The organism is Nonomuraea ceibae, from assembly GCF_019396325.1.
In the GTDB taxonomy this organism is placed as follows: domain Bacteria; phylum Actinomycetota; class Actinomycetes; order Streptosporangiales; family Streptosporangiaceae; genus Nonomuraea; species Nonomuraea ceibae.
This window is the reverse complement of the sequence record NZ_JAHKRO010000026.1, coordinates 35,183-53,716: the sequence shown is the minus strand read 5'-3', so window position 1 is coordinate 53,716 and position 18,534 is coordinate 35,183. Positions and strand designations below refer to the sequence as shown.

13 protein-coding genes are annotated in these 18,534 nt (G+C 72.1%); 7 read left to right on the top strand and 6 right to left on the bottom strand.

Translation table 11 applies throughout. The annotated features are described in order from the left end of the window. Positions 1-2: 2 nt before the first annotated feature. Entirely contained in the window at positions 3-947 is a 945-nt protein-coding gene (locus tag KME80_RS18930) for an anti-sigma factor RsbA family regulatory protein (RefSeq protein ID WP_219506996.1), read from the bottom strand. A gap of 27 nt (positions 948-974) precedes the next feature. Continuing rightward, on the bottom strand, positions 975-1,808 hold the full coding sequence (locus KME80_RS18925; RefSeq protein WP_219506995.1) for an EamA family transporter: 834 nt from the start codon (positions 1,806-1,808) through the stop codon (positions 975-977). 93 nt (positions 1,809-1,901) lie between these two features. On the opposite strand from KME80_RS18925, the gene KME80_RS18920 reads away from it, so the two are divergent. The 3 genes from KME80_RS18920 to KME80_RS18910 all read left to right on the top strand — a co-directional run bounded on the left by KME80_RS18920 (position 1,902) and on the right by KME80_RS18910 (position 4,133). After that, on the top strand, positions 1,902-2,477 hold the full coding sequence (locus KME80_RS18920; RefSeq protein WP_219506993.1) for a helix-turn-helix domain-containing protein: 576 nt from the start codon (positions 1,902-1,904) through the stop codon (positions 2,475-2,477). 206 nt (positions 2,478-2,683) lie between these two features. Further along, positions 2,684-3,451 carry a polysaccharide deacetylase family protein gene (locus tag KME80_RS18915; RefSeq protein ID WP_246645187.1) on the top strand — a complete coding sequence of 256 codons (768 nt, stop codon included), beginning with the start codon at positions 2,684-2,686 and terminating at the stop codon, positions 3,449-3,451. A 31-nt stretch (positions 3,452-3,482) separates the two neighbouring features. Next, positions 3,483-4,133: a DUF2461 domain-containing protein gene (locus KME80_RS18910; protein ID WP_219506991.1), complete on the top strand. Its 651-nt coding sequence runs from the start codon at positions 3,483-3,485 to the stop codon at positions 4,131-4,133. A gap of 336 nt (positions 4,134-4,469) precedes the next feature. Here the strand turns inward: KME80_RS18910 and KME80_RS18905 are convergent, their stop codons facing one another. Further along, positions 4,470-6,992: a hypothetical protein gene (locus tag KME80_RS18905; RefSeq protein WP_219506990.1), complete on the bottom strand. Its 2,523-nt coding sequence runs from the start codon at positions 6,990-6,992 to the stop codon at positions 4,470-4,472. Between the two features lie 211 nt (positions 6,993-7,203). Next, the gene (gene typA, locus KME80_RS18900; protein WP_219506987.1) at positions 7,204-9,054 is read right to left on the bottom strand and encodes a translational GTPase TypA; all 1,851 of its coding nucleotides are present in this window, start codon (positions 9,052-9,054) and stop codon (positions 7,204-7,206) included. Between the two features lie 192 nt (positions 9,055-9,246). Between typA and KME80_RS18895 the strand changes: the two genes are divergently transcribed. The 4 genes from KME80_RS18895 (at position 9,247) to KME80_RS18880 (ending at position 13,761) form a co-directional block, all read left to right on the top strand. Then, positions 9,247-9,990, top strand: a complete 744-nt coding sequence (locus tag KME80_RS18895; protein ID WP_219506979.1) for an AMP-binding protein — start codon at positions 9,247-9,249, stop codon at positions 9,988-9,990. A gap of 112 nt (positions 9,991-10,102) precedes the next feature. Then, the gene (locus KME80_RS18890) at positions 10,103-12,568 is read left to right on the top strand and encodes an ATP-binding protein (protein ID WP_219506977.1); all 2,466 of its coding nucleotides are present in this window, start codon (positions 10,103-10,105) and stop codon (positions 12,566-12,568) included. A 58-nt stretch (positions 12,569-12,626) separates the two neighbouring features. After that, positions 12,627-12,989, top strand: a complete 363-nt coding sequence (locus KME80_RS18885; RefSeq protein WP_219506974.1) for an AMP-binding protein — start codon at positions 12,627-12,629, stop codon at positions 12,987-12,989. 10 nt (positions 12,990-12,999) lie between these two features. Further along, positions 13,000-13,761, top strand: coding sequence for an alpha/beta hydrolase (locus tag KME80_RS18880; RefSeq protein ID WP_246645186.1), 762 nt, complete (start codon positions 13,000-13,002; stop codon positions 13,759-13,761). A 153-nt stretch (positions 13,762-13,914) separates the two neighbouring features. On the opposite strand, the gene KME80_RS18875 is transcribed toward KME80_RS18880, so the two are convergent. Both KME80_RS18875 and KME80_RS18870 read right to left on the bottom strand, forming a co-directional pair. Further along, positions 13,915-15,348 (bottom strand): aldehyde dehydrogenase, encoded by a 1,434-nt coding sequence (locus KME80_RS18875; RefSeq protein ID WP_219506973.1) that lies wholly within the window; start codon positions 15,346-15,348, stop codon positions 13,915-13,917. Positions 15,349-15,453: 105 nt separating this feature from the next. Beyond that, on the bottom strand, positions 15,454-18,465 hold the full coding sequence (locus KME80_RS18870) for a M14 family metallopeptidase (protein WP_308125827.1): 3,012 nt from the start codon (positions 18,463-18,465) through the stop codon (positions 15,454-15,456). Between the last annotated feature and the right edge of the window lie 69 nt (positions 18,466-18,534).

Here is an 18,534-nt window from a genome sequence, read left to right as displayed (position 1 = left end):
CCTCAGGGGCGCAGCCGCATGTGCAGGCGGACGCGGAGCATCCCGTCGTCCGCCCGCAGCTCGACGAGGTCGCAGAGCTGACGACTGATCCAGAGCCCGTATCCCCGCAGGGATCCGGGCTCTGGTGGTATATAGCCGGGCAAGGGGTCCTCCAGCGGGCCGCCGGGGTCGCTGATCTCGCAGACGACGCCCCTGCCGCCCCTCCACATCCTGATCAGGCCGTGACCCGGCCCGTGCTCGACGCTGTTGGCGGCGATCTCCGACACGCTCAGCACCAGCGAGGCGACCAGGTCGCGGTCCATGCCGGCGGCCCCGGCGTAGCCCGCCACCTCGTGCCTGAGCTCCTTGAGCCGGTCGGCGGTGAACCGCACCGAGCGCACCCGGCCGGTCGGCTCCGGGAGGGGGCCGCGGTCGCCGTTGAGCACCAGCTCGTCCGGCCTGACGTAGCGCGGGCTGGGCCGCTCGCCGCCGGGGCCGAGGATCACCGGGTGGGTCGTCTCCGCGTGACGCAGCACGTCCGCGGGCGCCGTACGCACGTCGTAGAAGCACAGCGCGCGCGTGGGGACGCCGGCCAGCGCGGTGTTGAGCACCGACTCGTAGCGGATCCATTCGCGGGTCTCGATCTCGCTCAGGCCCGTCCAGACCGGCTCGCCGACCAGCAGCGTGGGCCTGCCGTGCGCGTAGTCGTAGCAGCTCGCCAGCGTGCGCTGCGGATGGTCGTACCAGGAGCCCGAGTCGCGGCGGTCGACCTCGCGCCAGTCGTCGCCCAGGGCCTCGGCCAGCAGCGACAGCCGCGCCGGGCGGGTGACGACCAGCACCCGCCTGCCGCCGGCCAGCGCCTGCCGGACGCGCGGGACGGCCAGGTCGAGAAAACCCTCATCGGAGCCGTACGGCACGGCCACGTGCTGCGACGGCTCGCCGGAGGAGGGGGCCCGGTCGTGGGGCACGGGCGAAACGTAACAAGGGCGTGGCGGCTACGCAACGGCTATGAGCGCGACCGCACCCAGCGCGCATGCCACGCCGGTGAGCTGGATCGCCCGCAGCCGCTCCCCGAGCACCTGCCTGGCCAGCAGGAGCGTGCTGGCCGGGTAGAGCGAGACGAGCACCGCCACCAGGCTGAGCAGGCCGTGCTGCTTGGCCAGCAGGTAGAGCACGTTGGCGGCCATGTCGAGCACCCCGGCGGCGACGATCACGCCGAGCGAGCCCGAGCTGGGCCGCAGCGTCCGCCGCAGCGCCAGCGCGAGCAGGACCACCACCGCGATCGACGAGGCCCGCGCGCCCACCAGCGGCCACAGCCCGGCCTCGTGCGGGGCCATCGCGAGCAGGATGTAGAAGCCGCCGAACCCGGCGCCGGCCGCCAGCGACGTCAGCACCGCGGCGGAGGAGCCCTTCCCGCCCGCCGTCCGCTCCTGGCTGATGAGCACCACCGAGCCGAGCGCCAGCGCGATGCCCGCCAGCGCCAGGACCTCCGGGCGCTCGCCGGTCGCCAGCCCGAACGTCACGGGCAGGGCCGCCGACGTGACCGCGGTCGTGGGCGCCACCACGGACATCACGCCGGTCGCCAGCGAGCGGTAGAAGAGCACCAGGCCCGCCGCCCCCGACAGCCCCGCCGCCAGCCCCCAGGCGAGCGCGCCGCCGCTGAGCAGGCCGGGCAGCGCCGGGAGCAGCACCAGCACGAGCGCCAGGCCCGCCACCTGGGAGAGCACGACGACGGACAGCACGCGCGAGCGTCGCGTGGCCAGCCCGCCGAAGAAGTCGGCCGTGCCGTACACCACCGCGCAGGCGGTCGCCAGGATCACCGCGGTCACGTCTTGCCTCCCTGCGGAAGTTCAATGGAGTGGACGCCTAGTACAACACACAGAGTGCACCATAGTGCAAATTCTTTCCACTACACTGCACTCGTGCAGGATCCTGAGATGATCAACCAGGCGATCGCCACCAACGTGCGCGCCCAGCGCACCCATCGGGGGCTCACGCTCGACGCGCTGGCCGCCAGGTCAGGCGTCAGCCGCGGCATGCTGGTCCAGGTCGAGCAGGGCCGCACCAACCCGAGCGTGTCCACGCTGACCCGGATCGCCTCCGCGCTCGGCGTGACCGTGGCCAGGCTCGTCGAGGTGGGCGACGTGCCGATGGTGCGGATCGTCGAGCCGGCCGACGCCGTGACCTTCCACCAGGGCGACGTGCGGGCCAAGCTGCTCGTGGGCGCCGACTCGCCGATGATCCTGGAGCTGTGGGACTGGCGGCTGGCCCCCGGCGAGCACCACGACGGCGACGCGCACCCGGCGGGCACTCGCGAGATGCTGACCGTCCTGGAGGGCGAGCTGACGCTGACCGTGCACAGCCGCGACCACGTCATCGTGGCCGACGGCGCGGTGCTCTTCACCGCCGACCGCCCCCACCGCTACTCCAACCAGGGCGATCGGGAGCTCAGGTTCGTCATGGTCGTGGCCGAGCCGCGCGACGTGGGCGACCAGTGACGCCGAAACGTCGCCATCTGGGCACCGATCCGGCTGGATGTGGCATAAGGGTGGCGCGTCGCTACCAGGAACTACGGGCTGATATCCCATCCTGGTGGGACGACCTGGCTGAGGACGTGCGGGGGGATCTGGGCCGGGTGTTTTGGTAACCCTCCGTTCCGGTGGTTTCGGGGGGATATATGCGGGCTTGCGTGGTTTTGCTGGCCTTGGCGGTTCTTCCGGCAGGGGCCGGATGTGACGCCGCCCCCGCCCCCAAACCCCCCGAAGCCGTCCCCGCGCCGCAGCCGCTCGCCGTCGCCCCCGAGTCGCTCGTCAAGCGGCTGGAGGCCATGCAGCCCGCCTGGCCCAGACAGCCCGACTGCGCCCACGACAAGTGCGTCGCCCTCACGTTCGACGACGGGCCTGGCGAACACACCGGCAGGCTCCTCGACATCCTGCGGGAGAAAGGCGCCAAAGCCACGTTCTTCGTCGTCGGCCAGATGGTCGCCGCCGCACACGGAGCCGCCACCGTACGCCGGATCGTCGCCGAAGGCCACGAACTGGGCAACCACTCCTGGAGCCACCCCATGCTCACCGGCCTGTCCGGGCAGCGGCTCGCCCACGAGATCGGCCACACCGGCGACCTCGTCCGGCGCATCACCGGCGTGCGCATGCGCGTCATGCGACCGCCGTACGGGGCGACCGACCGCGCCGTCGCCGAACAGACCCGCCGCCGCGGGCTCGCCCAGATCCTCTGGAACGTCGACACCTTCGACTGGCGCGACCGGGTGCCCGCCCTCGTCGCCAAACGCGGCGCCCACGTACGGCCCGGGTCCATCGTGCTCATGCACGACATCCACCCCACGACCGTCAAGGCCGTGCCCCGGCTGCTCGACACCCTCGACCACCGCGGCTACTCGTTCGTGACCGTGACCGAACTGTACGGCGACCGGCTGCGCCCCGGCCGCAGGTACGAGCAGCTACGCCGCCGCTGAAACCGTCGGGGCCGCATGGGAGGCTGGGCGCATGGGTTTCACCGGCTTCCCCGACGAGGCTTTCCTCTTCTACGAGGGGCTGGAGGCGGACAATTCGAAGACCTACTTCACCCGGCACAAGACGCTCTACGAAGAGGCCGTGCGGGCGCCCATGCTGGCGCTCGTGGAGGAGCTCGGGCCCGAGTTCGGCGAGGCGCACCTGTTCCGGCCCTACCGTGACGTGCGCTTCTCCAAGGACAAGACGCCCTACAAGGTCCACCAGGGCGCCTTCGTCGACCTCCTGCCCGCCATCGGCCTCTACGTCGAGATCAGCGCCGCCGGGCTGTTCGTCGCCGGCGGCCTCTACTCCCAGGCCGCCGACCAGCTCGCCCGCTACCGCGCCGCCGTCGCCGAGCCCCTGACCGGCAAGCCCCTCGACGGCATCGTCGAAACCCTGCGCGCCGGCGGCTACGAGATCGGCGGCGACCGGCTCAAGACCCGGCCGCGCGACTACCCGGCCGACCACCCCCGCATCGACCTCCTGCGCCACCGGACCCTCTACGCCGGCCGGCGCCACGGCCCGGAGCCCTGGGTGCACACGGCCGACGTCCTGGGGCACGTCCAGCGCTCCTGGCGCGCCTTCGGCCCCCTGGTCGACTGGCTCTGCGCCCACGTCCACACCACCACCCTCCCCCGCCGCTGACCGCCGCCGCACGGACACCTCCCGATGCGGCAGCGCCCCCAGCGGTCAGCCCCACCGAGGGCGGCCTCCCGCGCGCCTGGCCTGCGGGGCACGCGGGTCAGGGGAGGCAAGCGCGCCGCACGCCGTCGGGGTCGCCAGGGCACCCTCTGGGGAAGCGCCGCCTCCCACGCGCGCCTGGCCCACGCCTCCGGGGAGGGGGCGGGTCTGGGGAGGCCCGCGCCCTGTACGCCGTCGGGGTCGTAAGGGCCCCGGCCTTCGGGAAGCCGCTGGGGGGCCGTGTGCCCGGCGGGGCCCGTCGCGGCCTCCCGCGCGCCTGGCCCGCGCTTCCGTGGAAGGTCAGGGGCGTTGGGAGGTTTCCTGGTCGCCGCGGAGGATGCGGTCGACGGTCTGGCCGGCTGCCTGGGTGGCGGCCGTGGTGACGGCGGCGATGACGATGGCCAGCAGCGGCGTCGCCAGGCTGCGGAGGCTGCGGATGTTGCGGACGCGCCCCCACGGCTCCCCGGCGAGGTGCATGAGCCGCCACTCCCAGTAGAGCCCGAGCCCGATGCACACCAGCGCGACCTCGCCCACGACGATGGCCACGACCTGGAGTTTGGCGTCGGGCCCGATGTCGGGTTCGACCAGGGCCGACAGGTAGCCGGACAGTTCGGTGACGAGGGCGGCGGCCATGAGGTGGAGGGCCTTGGTCATGGGCTGGGTGCCGCGCACCCGCGAGTAGAAGTAGCCGAACACGAATCCGTAGGCGGGCAGCGCGATCAGCGACCGGGCCTCGAAGACGAAGCTGCTCAGGTCGAGCCCGGTCGGCAGCCCGTACACGAACAGGAACGGCAGGCTGAGCAGGAGGCTGACGACGAAGGCGTGGACGCCGTTGTGCCAGGGGGTGCATCCGGCGGAGGTGGCGAAGGCGGTCTCGGGGTGGCCGCCGTGGCGGTGAAGGGCGGTTTCGAGGGCGCGGCGCTGCTGGTCGAAGTCGTCCATGGACAGGTCGCCGTTGCCGAGTTTGCCGCGGCCGATGCGGTAGAGCTCCTGTTCGGCGACGAGCAGGAGGCGCCGGTGGAGCGCGGTGCGGATGAGGTGGCGGTGCGCGGCCTGGTCGGCGGGTTCGACGATGGAGGGGTGGGGCCGGTCGAGCAGCCAGAGGGCGGTCACCCAGGCGATGAGGGAGGTGATGGCGAGCATGGGCAGCGGCACGTTGATGTCGGCGATGGTGGCGCTGCCGCGGGGCGTCAGGTAGACGACCATGAGGCAGATGATGACGGTGGCCTGCGCGGTGTGGGAGGCGGCGCCCTCGACCGTGGCGCCGAGCCGTTTGAGGCGGAGCACGAGCAGCAGGAAGCCGAGCAGGAGCAGCCCCATGACGCCGCGGACGAGCGGGGTGAGCTGGAGGTCGCCGATGCTGGGGACCCGCTGTCCGGGCACGGCGCGGCTCCATGATCCGGCGTCGAGCCATTCGGTGGGCCAGCCCTGGACGAGGAGGCTGACGACGACGGCGACGACGACGGCGCCGCGGGTCCAGCGTTTGGTGGCGACGGCGACGGCGGCGACGGGGATGAGCGCCCAGCCGAAGGCGAGGACGAGCCTGACGCTGTCGGGCGGGTAGGCGCCGGTGATCATGGCCTTGACCCATAGGGCCAGTGCCAGCAGTCCGATGGCGGCGCCGGCGGCGAGCGCGGCGAGGCGGATGATGACGATGCGTACGCCGAGGTCGACGCTGAACGCCACGGCCGAGCCGGCGGCCGTGACCGCCGCGATGCCGCCGCCGGCCAGGAGGGTGTGGCCGGGGAGCTGGCCGTACAGGTAGGACCAGGAGAGCATGCCGATCGCGACGAGCACGCCGACGCCGGTGGCGCCGAGGACGTCGTGCGACGTCCAGCGGGGGCTGGTGGGCAGGATGCGGCTGGCGTGGCGGACGGCGAGCGCCGGCACGACGCCGAAGAGGATCACGTACGCGGGCACCGTCCAGCCTCCGGCGAGGACGGGCACGATCAGCAGGGGGGCGCAGAGCGCGAGCCCGGCGACGAGCTCGCGGTTGGGCGGGCGCAGCCACCAGCCGGTGCCGAGCGCCCGCAGCAGCATGCCGGCGAGCACGACGGCGGTGAGCAGGCCGAGCGCGGTCTCCCAGGAGAAGTCGTCCTCTTCGGGCACGTCGGGGAAGCCGTAGGAGTCCTGGGCGAGGGTGAGGCTGACGGGGTAGAGGCCGACGGTGAACTCCAGCCGCTTGGCCTCCTCGCGGTCGGGCCTGATCGACACGGCGCGGGCCACGGTCCAGTCGCCGGGCAGCACGGTGACCTTGCGGTAGACGATGAGCAGGGGCCGGGCGGTGGGCGCGTTGAAGTCGACCTGCACCAGTTCGCCGGGTTCGACCTGTCGGAGCAGGGTGACGGTGAAGCGGACGGTGGTGCGGCCGCCGGCGGTGGTGAGGACGGGGGCCAGGCGGCGGGCGGGCGTCAGCGTGGTGCCGCTGACCTTGATCGCGCCGAATCCGTCGTCGGTGAAGCGCTGCATGTCCTGGGGGAAGCCGTCGCCGCGGCGCAGCGTCTCGGCGAGCGTGTCGGACTCGTCCATCTGGAGCCGGTGCGTGATCGTGACCTTGAGCTGCCGGCGGCGTTCGTCGAGCCGGCCTTCGGGGACGGGGCCGAGGTCGTCGGGGCCGGCTCTGGCGAGGATCACCTCGGTGGTGGCCTGCCGGCCGCGTTCGACGGCGGGCGCGGCGGCGGACAGGTCCCACGGGTCGGCGGCCGCCGCGGAGGGCGGCGGGTCAAGCCCGGGTACGGGCCCGGCCACCACCGTGCACCAGGCAACGGCCCCGACCGAAATCGCAGCCAGCCCGAACGCGATGACCGCCCGGATCCTCTCCACAGTTTGGATGATTCACGCGGTTGGCCGGATGTTCCATCTCATACGGTAACGGTGTGATTACAGCTGCTTCGGTCTTGACAAAGGTCCGTATTTGTCCCGCCCAAATGAGAAATCTCTCTAGTCAACCGACGTGGTTAGCTAGAGAGATTTCATGGGGAAATCAATGTTTCCCCATGTCCCGGGCCGGTCAAGCCCGAAGTCAATGCGACTGTCAAGCGCGCTTGGCGCGGGCCGCGGCACGGCCACGGGTCGCGGCGTCGAGCACCACCTTGCGGATTCGGACTGCGTCAGGGGTGATTTCCACGCACTCGTCCTCGCGGATGAACTCCAGCGCCTGCTCCAGCGACAGGACGCGCGGCGGGATCACCTTCTCCGTCTCCTCGCTCGTGGAGGAGCGCATGTTGGTGAGCTTCTTCTCCTTGGTGATGTTCACGTCCATGTCGTCGGAGCGAGAGTTCTCGCCGACGATCATGCCCTCGTAGACCTCGGTGGTCGGCGACACGAACAGCGTGCCCCGCTCCTGGAGGTTGAGCATCGCGAACGCGGTGACGGGGCCGGACCGGTCGGCCACCAGCGAGCCGTTGTTGCGCGTGCGCAGCTCGCCGAACCACGGCTCGTAGGAGTCGAACACGTGGTGCACCAGGCCGGTGCCGCGCGTCTCGGTGAGGAACTCGGTGCGGAACCCGATCAGGCCGCGCGCCGGCACCACGAACTCCATCCGGATCCAGCCGGTGCCGTGGTTGGTCATGTGCTCCATGCGGCCCTTGCGGACGGCCAGGAGCTGGGTGACCGCGCCGAGATAGTCCTCGGGGCAGTCGACGGTCAGGCGCTCGACCGGCTCGTGCACCTTGCCGTCGATGACCTTGGTGACGACCTGCGGCTTGCCGACGGTCAGCTCGTAGCCCTCGCGGCGCATCTGCTCGACCAGGATGGCCAGCGCCAGCTCGCCACGGCCCTGCACCTCCCAGGCGTCGGGCCGCTCGGTGGGCAGCACGCGCAGCGAGACGTTGCCGACGAGCTCCTTCTCCAGGCGGTCCTTGACCATGCGGGCGGTGACCTTCGAGCCCTTGACCTTGCCGACGAGCGGCGAGGTGTTGGTGCCGATGGTCATCGAGATGGCCGGCTCGTCGACGGTGATGAGCGGCAGCGGGCGCGGGTCGTCGGGGTCGGCCAGCGTCTCACCGATCATGATCTCCGGGATGCCCGCGATGGCGATGATGTCGCCGGGCCCGGCCTCCTCGGCGGGCTTGCGCTCCAGCGCCTCGGTCATCAGCAGCTCGGTGATCTTGACCTTCTGGATCGAGCCGTCGGTGCGGCACCAGGCCACCTGCTGACCCTTGCGCATCACGCCCTGGTGGATCCGGCACAGCGCGATGCGGCCCAGGTAGGAGGACGCGTCGAGGTTGGTGACGTGCGCCTGGAGCGGCGCGGCCGGGTCGTAGGTGGGCGCCGGGATCGTCGACTTGATGATGTCGAACAGCGGCTCGAGGTCGGTGGAGTCGGGCATGCCGCCGTCCTCGGGACGCGCCAGCGACGCCCGCCCCGCCTTCGCGGAGGCGTACACGATCGGGAAGTCGATCTGGTCCTCGGTCGCGTCGAGGTCCATGAAGAGCTCGTAGACCTCGTCCACGACCTCCTTGATGCGCGCGTCGGGCCGGTCGACCTTGTTGATGCACAGGATGACCGGCATCTTGGCCGACAGCGCCTTGCGCAGCACGAACCGGGTCTGCGGCAGCGGCCCCTCGGAGGCGTCGACCAGCAGCACCACGCCGTCGACCATCGACAGGCCGCGCTCGACCTCGCCGCCGAAGTCGGCGTGGCCCGGCGTGTCGATGATGTTGATGGTCATCCCGCCGTGCTGGACGGCGGTGTTCTTCGCGAGGATGGTGATGCCCTTCTCGCGTTCGAGGTCGTTGGAGTCCATGACGCGGTCATCGACATCCTGGTTCGCGCGGAATGCCCCGGACTGCCAGAGCATGGCGTCGACGAGCGTGGTCTTGCCATGGTCGACGTGCGCGATGATCGCGATGTTCCGCAGGTCGTCGCGGCTGTTCAAAGGCATGATGAGGTCTCGCTCTGTGTTCGTGGAGGCGGCCGCGCGATGTCGCGACCTTATAAGTCTAGTTGATCCCCTCGAATGGCAAGAGCAGGACCACCTGACGGGCGGGCGTACACATGGTGATGCCGCGACATACATATGGTGTTGCACATTTGTGCGCATGGCGAAGCCCGCCGGGGTCCCTACATTGACCGCATGACCTGGTCTGAACTGGTGATGGGGGCGGCGCCGAGGCGAGGTGACCGGCCGGCCGTGAGCGACGTCCGCAGCGGTGAGGTGCTGTCTTACGCGGTCTTCGCGAGCCGGGTCAAGCAGGTGGCGGCCGGTCTGCATCGCCACGGACTGCGGCGCGGCGAGCGCGTGCTGGTGCGCCTGCCCGTCGGGGCGTCGCTCCCCGTCGCCGTCCACGGCGTCGCCTGGGCGGGCGGCATCGCCTCGCTCGACGCCTCAGCCGACGCCCGCCTCATGATCGGCCAGGGTCCGGCCGGCGCCGCCGCCGCGGCGGGAGTGCAGCGGGTCTTCGCGGTGCGGGCCGAGCCAGGGGCTCCGCCGTTCGGCGAGCTGCGCGGGCACGGCGAGCTGGAGTTCGGGCCGCTGGCGGGGCCGGCGCTGGCGCTGGGCGGGCGGGTGTTCGACCACACCGAGCTGGGCCGCGACCTGCGCGTGCTGCCCGCCCGGCTGAGCGTGAGAAGCAGCGACGTGGTGCTGGCGGCGGTCAGCGACGTGTTCACCGGGCTGCGGCTGCTCGACCTGGCGCTGATGGTGGGCGCGCACGTCGTGGTCGCCCACGAGCCGACGCTGATCGGCTGCCGGGTGCTGGCCCAGGAACGCCGCGCCACGCTCGCCGTCGCCCCCCACGACCTGGCCAAGCGCCTCCTGGGTGACTCGTCGCTGCGAGTGCTGGACGAACGGGCCCTGGTCGACTCCCTCATCCCCTAGCGGACTCCCTCAGCCCCTAGAAGGCTCGGCCATCCCCTGGAAAGCTGGCTCGTCGCGTGGAAAGTGTCACACTGTGGGAGAGTGTGATCCTTCCGCGACGCAGGGTGACCACATGCGAGAAGCCCCCCGGCACAACCTCCCGGCGGAGCCCAACAGCTTCGTCGGCCGTGAGCGCGACATCGGCGAGCTGTGCCGGCTCGTCGGAGACGCCCGCCTGGTGACGCTGTGCGGCATCGGCGGCATCGGCAAGACCCGGCTGGCGCTGCGGGTGGCCGCGCAGTGCGCGCCCGCCTACCCGGAGGGCGTGTGGCTGGCCGAGCTGGCCAGGATCAGCCGGCCCGAGCTGGTCGTGCGCGAGATCGCCCGCGCGCTGGGCGTGCGGGAGGAGCGCGGCAGGCCGCTGCTGGGCACCGTCGCCGCCCGGCTGCGCGACGGGCGCTGCCTGCTCGTGCTCGACAACTGCGAGCACCTGATCGACGAGTGCGCCGAGGTGGCCGCCGCGCTGCTGGCCTCCTGGGACGAGCTGGCGATCCTGGCCACCAGCCGCGAGCCGCTGCGCATCGCGGGCGAGCTCGTCTGGCGGGTGCCGCCGCTCGACCTGCCCGAGGGCGCGGAGGCGCGGGCCGAGTCGGTGCGGCTCTTCCTGGACCGGGCCGCCGCCGCGGGCACCCGGCTGGACGACGGCAGCCTGCCCGACGTCGTACGGCTGTGCCGGGAGCTCGACGGGCTGCCGCTGGCGCTGGAGCTGGCGGCGGCCCGCACCAGCCTGCTCAGCCCCGGCCAGATCGCCGACCGCGTCCACGACCGGTTCTCGCTGCTCACGACCGGCGAGCGCACCGCCCCGGCCCGGCAGCGCACGCTGCTGGCGGCCGTCGAGTGGAGCTACGACCTGCTGTCGGATCGCGAGCAGGTGCTGCTGCGCAGGCTGTCGGTGTTCGCCGGGCCGTTCGACCTGGACCTGGCCGAACAGGTGTGCGGCGGCCCGCCGATCGCCGGGTCCGAGCTGGTCGACCTGCTGGGCGCGCTGGTGGACAAGTCGCTGGTGCTCTGCGACGAGTCCCGCAGCCACTACCGCCTGCTGGCCACCATCCGCCACTACGCGGCCGGGCTGCTGCGGGAGGCCGGCGAGCACGACGCGCTGCGCGAGCGCCACCTGGCCGTGCTGTGCGAGCTGCAGGAGCGCTACTTCGCCACCGAGCTGGTCGAGCCCGGCGTGCCGTGGCCGCGCCGGCTGGAGGCGCTGACGCGCAGCCGCGGCCTGCTCGACGACCAGCGGGCCGCGCTCGACTGGGCCGCCGAGTCCGGCGACGTCGACCGGGCGCTGCGGCTCTGCTCGACCAGCACCGGGCTGCTGCCGGTCAGCGGCAACCCGCTGGAGATCGTCGGCTGGATCGAGCGGCTGCTGGCGCTCGACCTGAGCGGCGTGACGCCCGGCCGCGTCGCCCAGGCCGACGGGTTCCTCGCCTACGGATTGGAGGCCAGGGACGAGCTGGGCCGCTCGCTGGAGTACGCGCTGCGCAGCCTGGAAGACCTGGACGAGGGCTTCCAGCGGTGCGTCATGCACAGCCTGCTCGTCATGGTGCTGCTGCGCATGGGCCGGGCGGGCGAGGCCGCTCACCACGCCGAACTCGGCCTGGCGCTGGCCACGGCGGCCGGCGACACGTGGAACCAGGCGGCCGGGCTGGCGGGCCTGTCGGCGGTCGCGCTGGTCCGCGGCCGGTTGCGCGAGGCGCAGCGGCACGGTGACGAGGCGCTCGCCAGGGCGTGCGAGCACGGCCACCGGTGGATCATGGCCAGGGCCGCCACCCAGCTCGGCGCGGTGGCCGAGGCGCGTGGCGACCTGGCGACCGCCAAGGCCCGCTACGAGCTGGCCGTGCCCTGGCTGGACGAGCTGGGCGGCGGCGTCGACCTGGCGCGCGTGCTGGCCAGGATCGGGCGGGTGGCGGCGCTGCTGGGGGAGTTCGCGACGGCGCGCGAGCGGCTGGCGGCGAGCCTGGAGCTGAGCAGGCGCACCGGCCAGCGCCAGGGGGTGGCCCGCTGCCTGGTGGGGCTGTCGGTGCTGGCCGAGGCCGAGGGCGACCTGGAGAGCGCGGTGCCTGCCGCGGCGGCGGCCGCCGCGCTGCGCGCGTCGATCGGGCAGCGGTCGGGCACGGCCCGGATCGAGGAGCTGCTGGCCCGCGCCCGCGCCAAGCTCGGCGAGGGCCGCACGACCGCGCTGTGGGCGCGGGGCGGGCGGATGAGCCCCGACGACGCCGCGCGGCTCGTCCTGGAGGGCGTCCGGCCCCCCGAGGCGGACCCGGGCCCGCCCACCCCGCCGGGCGCCATGCCGCTGGCCATCACCCCGTCGGCCGGCGGCCCGCTGGTCGGGGCGCTGCCGGTCGGTCACTCGCCGCTGACCGCCCGCGAGCGGGAGATCGCCGGGCTGCTCACCGGCGGCCTGTCCAACCGGGCGATCGCCGAGGAGCTGGTGATCAGCCCGGCGACGGTGGCGCGGCACATCGCCAACATCATGGAGAAACTCGGCTACACCTCCCGCGCGCAGATCGCCGTTTGGGCGGCCGAGCAGCCTTCTGCATAGGGATCTGCATATTCCGCCCCATGTATCCGGGGGAGCGGCCTGCCTAACGTTGGCCCGTATGGAGCGCATCGTCATGGTCGATCCCGGCACCGGCCGGACCATCACCGAACGGCAGCTCGACGAGAGGTCGGCGGCGGCGGCCGTCGTGCTGCGGCGGCGCGGGGTGCGCGCGGGCGACACGGTCCTCGTCTGCCTGCCGGTGGGGCCCGACCTGCTGGTGGCGGCCGACGCGGTGATCGCCGCGGGCGGGATCGCCTGGCCGGTGTCGCCGGACCTGGAGCCCGGCCTGCTGCGTGACCGGATCCGGGCCAGCCGCGCCCGCGTCCTGATCACGGATCTGGTCGCGGTCAGGGAGGCGGCCGACGAGTCGCGCGTACGGGTGGTGCTGGGCGTCGCCGACCTGCGTGACGGCCCGTTCTAAGCTCGGGTGCATGCCTTTCGCGCCCCACTTTCCCGTCATGCTCAGGACCGAGGACGGCGTCCGGATCGACGCCGCGCACACGGCGCCCAGGGGGGCGGCCGATAAGGAGATCGGCATCGTGGTGGCCCACGGGTTCACCGGGTCGTGGCGGGAGCGTACGGCGCGCCGCATCGTGCACGTGCTGAGCGAGACCGGCGGGGTGGTGGCGTTCGACTTCCGCGGCCACGGGCGCTCCGGCGGCCGGAGCACGGTGGGGGACCTGGAGATCCTCGACGTGGACGCCGCCGTGCGGCACGCCCGGGTGATCGGTTACCGGCGGATCGCCGTGATGGGGTTCTCCATGGGCGCGGCGGTGGCCGTGCGGCACGCGGCGCTGCGCGGCGGCGTGGACGCGGTGGTGGCGGTGAGCGGCCCGGCGCGCTGGTACTACCGGGGCACCCGGCCGATGCGGCAGGTGCACTGGGCCATCGAGCGGCCGGTGGGCCGGTGGGCGGCGCGGATGGCGAAGCGGACCAGGATCTCCAGCGGCCGGTGGGACCCGCTGCCGATGCCGCCGCACGAGGCCGCGGCGCTGATCTCGCCGGTGCCGCTGCTGGTCGTGCACGGCGACGCCGACGCGTTCTTCCCGCTGGACCACGCGCACCAGCTCCACGAGGGCGCGCGGGAGCCGAAGGAGCTCTGGATCGAGCCCGGCTTCGGCCACGCGGAGTCCGCGGCGACCCCCGAACTCATCCGTCGCATCGGAAAGTGGATCTCTTCCAACTTTTCCTGAGTAATAAGCGTCTACCTAGGGCGGAAGGTAAGAATCCGCCAGGAGAAAGTCCCTGGGGAAGGAAACCGCCGCCGGTGGTGGACTGGGACATACTTCTTGTAGTCGGTCGGTGGCCCAGCGTTGCGGGGGCTCGCTGGGCCACCACCGGCGTCGTCAGCCGAGCCGCGCGATCGTCTTGTGCTCCAGATAGCCGGCCAGCCCCTCGGGGCCGAGCTCGCGGCCGACGCCGCTCGCCTTGTAGCCGCCGAAGGGCACGTTCGGCTCGATCATGTAGCAGTTGACGCCGTACGTCCCGGTGCGGACCTGGCGGGCCACCTCCATGCCGTGGTCGGCGTCGGCGGTCCAGACCGTCCCGGCCAGGCCGTAGTCGCTGTCGTTGGCGATCCTGATGGCGTCGGCCTCGTCCTCGTACGGGATCACCGCCAGGACCGGGCCGAAGATCTCCTCGCGGGCGATGCGCATGTCGTTGGAGACGCCGGCGAAGACGGTCGGCGCCACGTACCAGCCGCGGTCGTAGGGCCGGTCCAGGCCGCCGACGACGACCTTGGCGCCTTCCTCCATGCCCGCCCTGATGTAGCCCTCGACGCGCTCCTGCTGCCGCCGGGCGACCAGCGGGCCGATGCCGGTGGCCGGGTCGGCGGGGTCGCCGACGGCCTGGGAGGTGACCATGCCGGCCACCGCCTCCACGACCTCGTCGTAGCGGTTGCGCGAGGCCAGGATGCGGGTCTGCGCCACGCACGCCTGGCCGTTGTTCATCAGCGAGGCGATCGCCAGCATGCCCATCGACGAGGGCAGGTCGGCGTCGTCCAGCACGATGGCCGCCGACTTGCCGCCCAGCTCCAGGCTGACGCGCTTGAGCTGCTCGCCGCAGATCGAGGCGATGCGGCGGCCCGCCGCGGTGGACCCGGTGAACGCCACCTTGTCCACGCCCGGGTGGGACACCAGGTGCTCGCTGACCTCGCGGCCGGCGGGCACGATGTTGAGCACGCCTGCCGGGATGCCGGCCTCCTGGACCATCTCGGCCAGCAGGTAGGCGTCCAGCGGCGTCTCGGGGGCGGGCTTGAGCACGATCGCGCACCCGGCCAGCAGCGCGGGCGCGACCTTCGTCATGGTGACGAACTGCGGGACGTTCCACGGCACCACGGCCGCCACCACGCCCACCGGCTCGCGCCGCACGGTCACCGGCCCGAACAGGCCGGGCCGCTGCTCCTCCTGCTCGAACGTGCGGCCGTACTCGGCGTAGTACTGCAGCATGGCGAGCGGCTGCGGCGCCTGGGCGAGGTTGGAGAACGTGATCGGCGAGCCCATCTCCTCGGTGATGAGCGCGGCCAGCTCGCCCTGCCGGGCGGTGTAGATCTCGGCCAGCCTGCCGATCGCCTCGGCCCGTTCGGCGAAGCTCAGGCGGGGCCACGGCCCGTGGTCGAACGCCTCCCGGGCGGCGGCGACGGCCCGGTTCACGTCCTCGGCCGTGCCGTCGGGGACCTGGCCGACGACCTCCTCGGTGTGGGGGGAGATGACGTCGATCGTCCCGGTGCCCGCCGGGGCCACCCATTCGCCCCCGATGAACAGCTTGTCGTGCCGGCGCATGTCGTGTGCCTCCTGCTTGACCGGTGGTGATGCTCTCGACCGAACCATGTTCTGTCCGGGCGCGCAAGAGGGGCGCGGCACCGCGTGCCGTGCCCCTCATCACGGTCAGCGCCGGCTGCCCAGCAGGTGCTGCATCGACCGCTTCACCAGGTCGGCCCGCGCGGCCTGATCGACCACGCTCTCAGCGCCGAACCCCAGGTAGACGGTGTCCTTCGTGACGATGCCCGCGCCCTCCTCGAAGACCTGGTCGGTGCGGAACCAGTTGTTGATCGACGGCGCGCTGCCCTCCGGCGGCCCGGCCACGGTCCAGCCGCCCAGGTCCGACTCGAACGACGTCTCCTCGGCCGTCGCCCCGTCCAGCGTCACCGTGGCGTCGTCGAGGAACACGCCGGCGCCCTGGGTGCCCCAGTCGCTCACGTACGAGATCGACAGCTCGACCGTCTTGCCCGCGTACGGGGTCAGGTCGATCTTCCACTGCTGCCAGCCGCCCGAGTTGCCGGAGGCCGCGTTCCAGGAGCCGGACGTGCCGGTCGACTCGCACTGCGGACCCTGGTAGCGCAGGACGTGCGGGTGGATGTCGCTCCAGCCCGACTGGCAGCTGCTGCCGGTCGCCTGCGTGGTGTGCCCGTTGGCGTCGGGCAGCGTCGTCCAGTCGTCGCCGCCCGCCGTCCTGGCCTCCACCATGAGGTGGTCCCAGGCGGACTCGGTGTCGTAGGAGGTCCAGAACGTCAGCTCGCCGCTGCTCTTGCCGGTCAGGTCGACGGTCCTGGTCAGCCGCTTCCACGACACGTCGGCGATGCCGCTGTAGACGTCCCACGAGCCGGTGTGCGGGTCGAACGGGCCGCCGGGCCGCACCCACTTGACCGGCGCCGAGCTGGCGAACAGCGGGAACTGATCCGGCGGCAGGATCGCCGAGGTGGCCACGAACGAGTTCGTGTGCACGTCCGGCTCCAGCGTGGCGGAGAAGCCCTCGAACCGGCCGCCGGTCCCGCCCAGCGCGAACGGCTGCCCGGCCGCGTCGCTGCCCGCGTTGTCGAAGAACACGTACGCGCCCAGCCAGTACTGCTGGAAGTCGTTGAACACCGGGATGCACGGCGGGTCGCTCGGCTCGCCGCACTCCGGCCGCGCCGGCTGGTCGGGCTGGTAGTAGTAGGACCCGTTGGCGTTGGCCGCGTAGGACGGGTACTTGCCCGCGTGCAGCAGCTTGCCACCCTCGTTCAGATAGTCGCGCACGGCCAGCTCGACGTCCACGCCCGCCTTGGAGGTGGTGCCGGGAGCCTGGCCCACGCTGCGCGGGATGATGTCGTCGCCGGTCTCCCAGACGACCGCGTCGTAGTGGCTCAGCACGCCCAGCGGGTGCGGCGCCTTCCGGTCGTTCCGGTCCATGTCGTACACGTCGGAGCTGTAACCCGCCTCGTCGAGGGCCTTGGCGTACTCGTCGGCGTACTTGGCCTCGGTCACGCCCTGCGCCGGGCTGATCCCCGTCACGTCCTCGGCCGCCAGCACCAGCACCTTGCCGCCGATGTCCGCGGCCACCTCGTACGTGAACGCGTCGCTCTTCTTGCCGAACGCGCTGAACCAGACCTCCACCTTGTCGCCCGGCCGGGTGCCCGTGACCGTGCCGCGCATCCGGTGGTAGTAGCGGTCGTAGCCGTCGCCGTAGCGCTCGCCGCCGCGCCACTCACGCGTCAGGACGGTCTTCGTACGGCCCCCGTTGACCCGGTAGTTGAGGAAGACCGGGCCGAGCTTGCGCTTGGCGTTGACCTGGACGGCCTGGGTGCGGCCGTGGCTGGTGCCGAAGGCGTCCACGACGAAGTCCGGCGTCCTGTTGCCCAGGTGGGTGACCGGCTCCACCGGGTTGACGGCCGAGCGCGCCACGTCGAGCGCGAACGGCAGGTTGCGCTCGAACTCGGCCTGCACCAGCGCCTCGTCGTCGGGGAAGACGAAGCCGCAGCCGTCGCAGCCCTCGTTGAGCTCCGGGGTCCACGACAGCGTGCCGTACTGGCGGTGCGCGTGGTCGTTGGTGTCGCCGTTCGTGGTGTAGAGCTCGGCGCCCAGGTCAGGGTCGAAGCCCGGCACCGCGGGCCGGTCGTCGGTGCCGGTCAGCGCCTCGTAGATCGGGTTGTCGGCCGTCTCCGTGGCGATCTGGAAGCCGCTCGGGTAGAGCAGCAGCGGCCCGAAGGAGTGGTAGTTGAGCTGCGTCTCGAACCGGACGCGCCGCATCAGCCCGTCCATGGCCCTGGTCTCCGGCTCGCTGGCCGGGCCGGCGCCCCGGTAGGTCTCGCTGCTCGGGATGGAGGAGGAGCCCTCCTCGTCGTAGTGGAAGTTCGTGGGGAAGTTGCGGTTGGGGTCCACGCCGTCGCCCAGCGTGATCTGCCCGTCCCCGTTCACGTCACGCAGGTTCTTGCGCCACAGCCGGTTGCCCTCGGTGAAGGTGAAGTCGTACCCGTCGGGGTTGGCCACCGGCACGAACCACAGCTCTGTCCTGTTCAGCAGGTCGCGCAGCTCGCCCTTGTGCGCCACCACGTGCTTGAGCAGCCGCATGTCCACCTCGGTGGCGATCCACTCGCGGGCGTGCTGGGTGGCGGAGAACAGCGAGGCGGGCTTGATCCCGTCGGGCAGCAGCCGGGCCATCGTGCTGACCTTGGCGGCGAGGATGTCCTGGCCCCGGACGGTCTTGCCGATCGACTGGAGCTTCACGACGTCCTTGTTGGCGTCGGCGATGGCCCTGAGCTGGTCGGCGATGCCGCCGGGCTCGGAGTACGACCTGAAGACGGTGTAGCCGCCGGCCGCCTGGGTCCTGGCGGCCTCCAACTGGGTCTGACCCTGGGGGTTGCGCACCGGCTCGGGCTTGAGGCCGAGCTTCTTCAGCCCGGCCAGGTCGGCCTGGGCGGCGGTCAGTTCGACGTGCTCCCGACCGTCCTTGATCTCCTGCTGGACGACGTCGAAGCCCTGCTCCCGGAGGGTCTGGGCGGTGCCCGGCGGGCTGTCGAGCTGGTAGAGCTCGATCCTGTCGCCGGGCGGCAGCGGGTCCACGGCCGCCTGGGCTTCCAGGGCGACCATGGACGTGGCTAAGCCGATGATGACGGCTGAGACGATGGTGAGTGATCGAGACACGGGTCTGCCCCTTCGCAGAGACGAGTTCGACCGCCATCTCAATTCGGGTTCACGCTCTGGGCAAGGCCC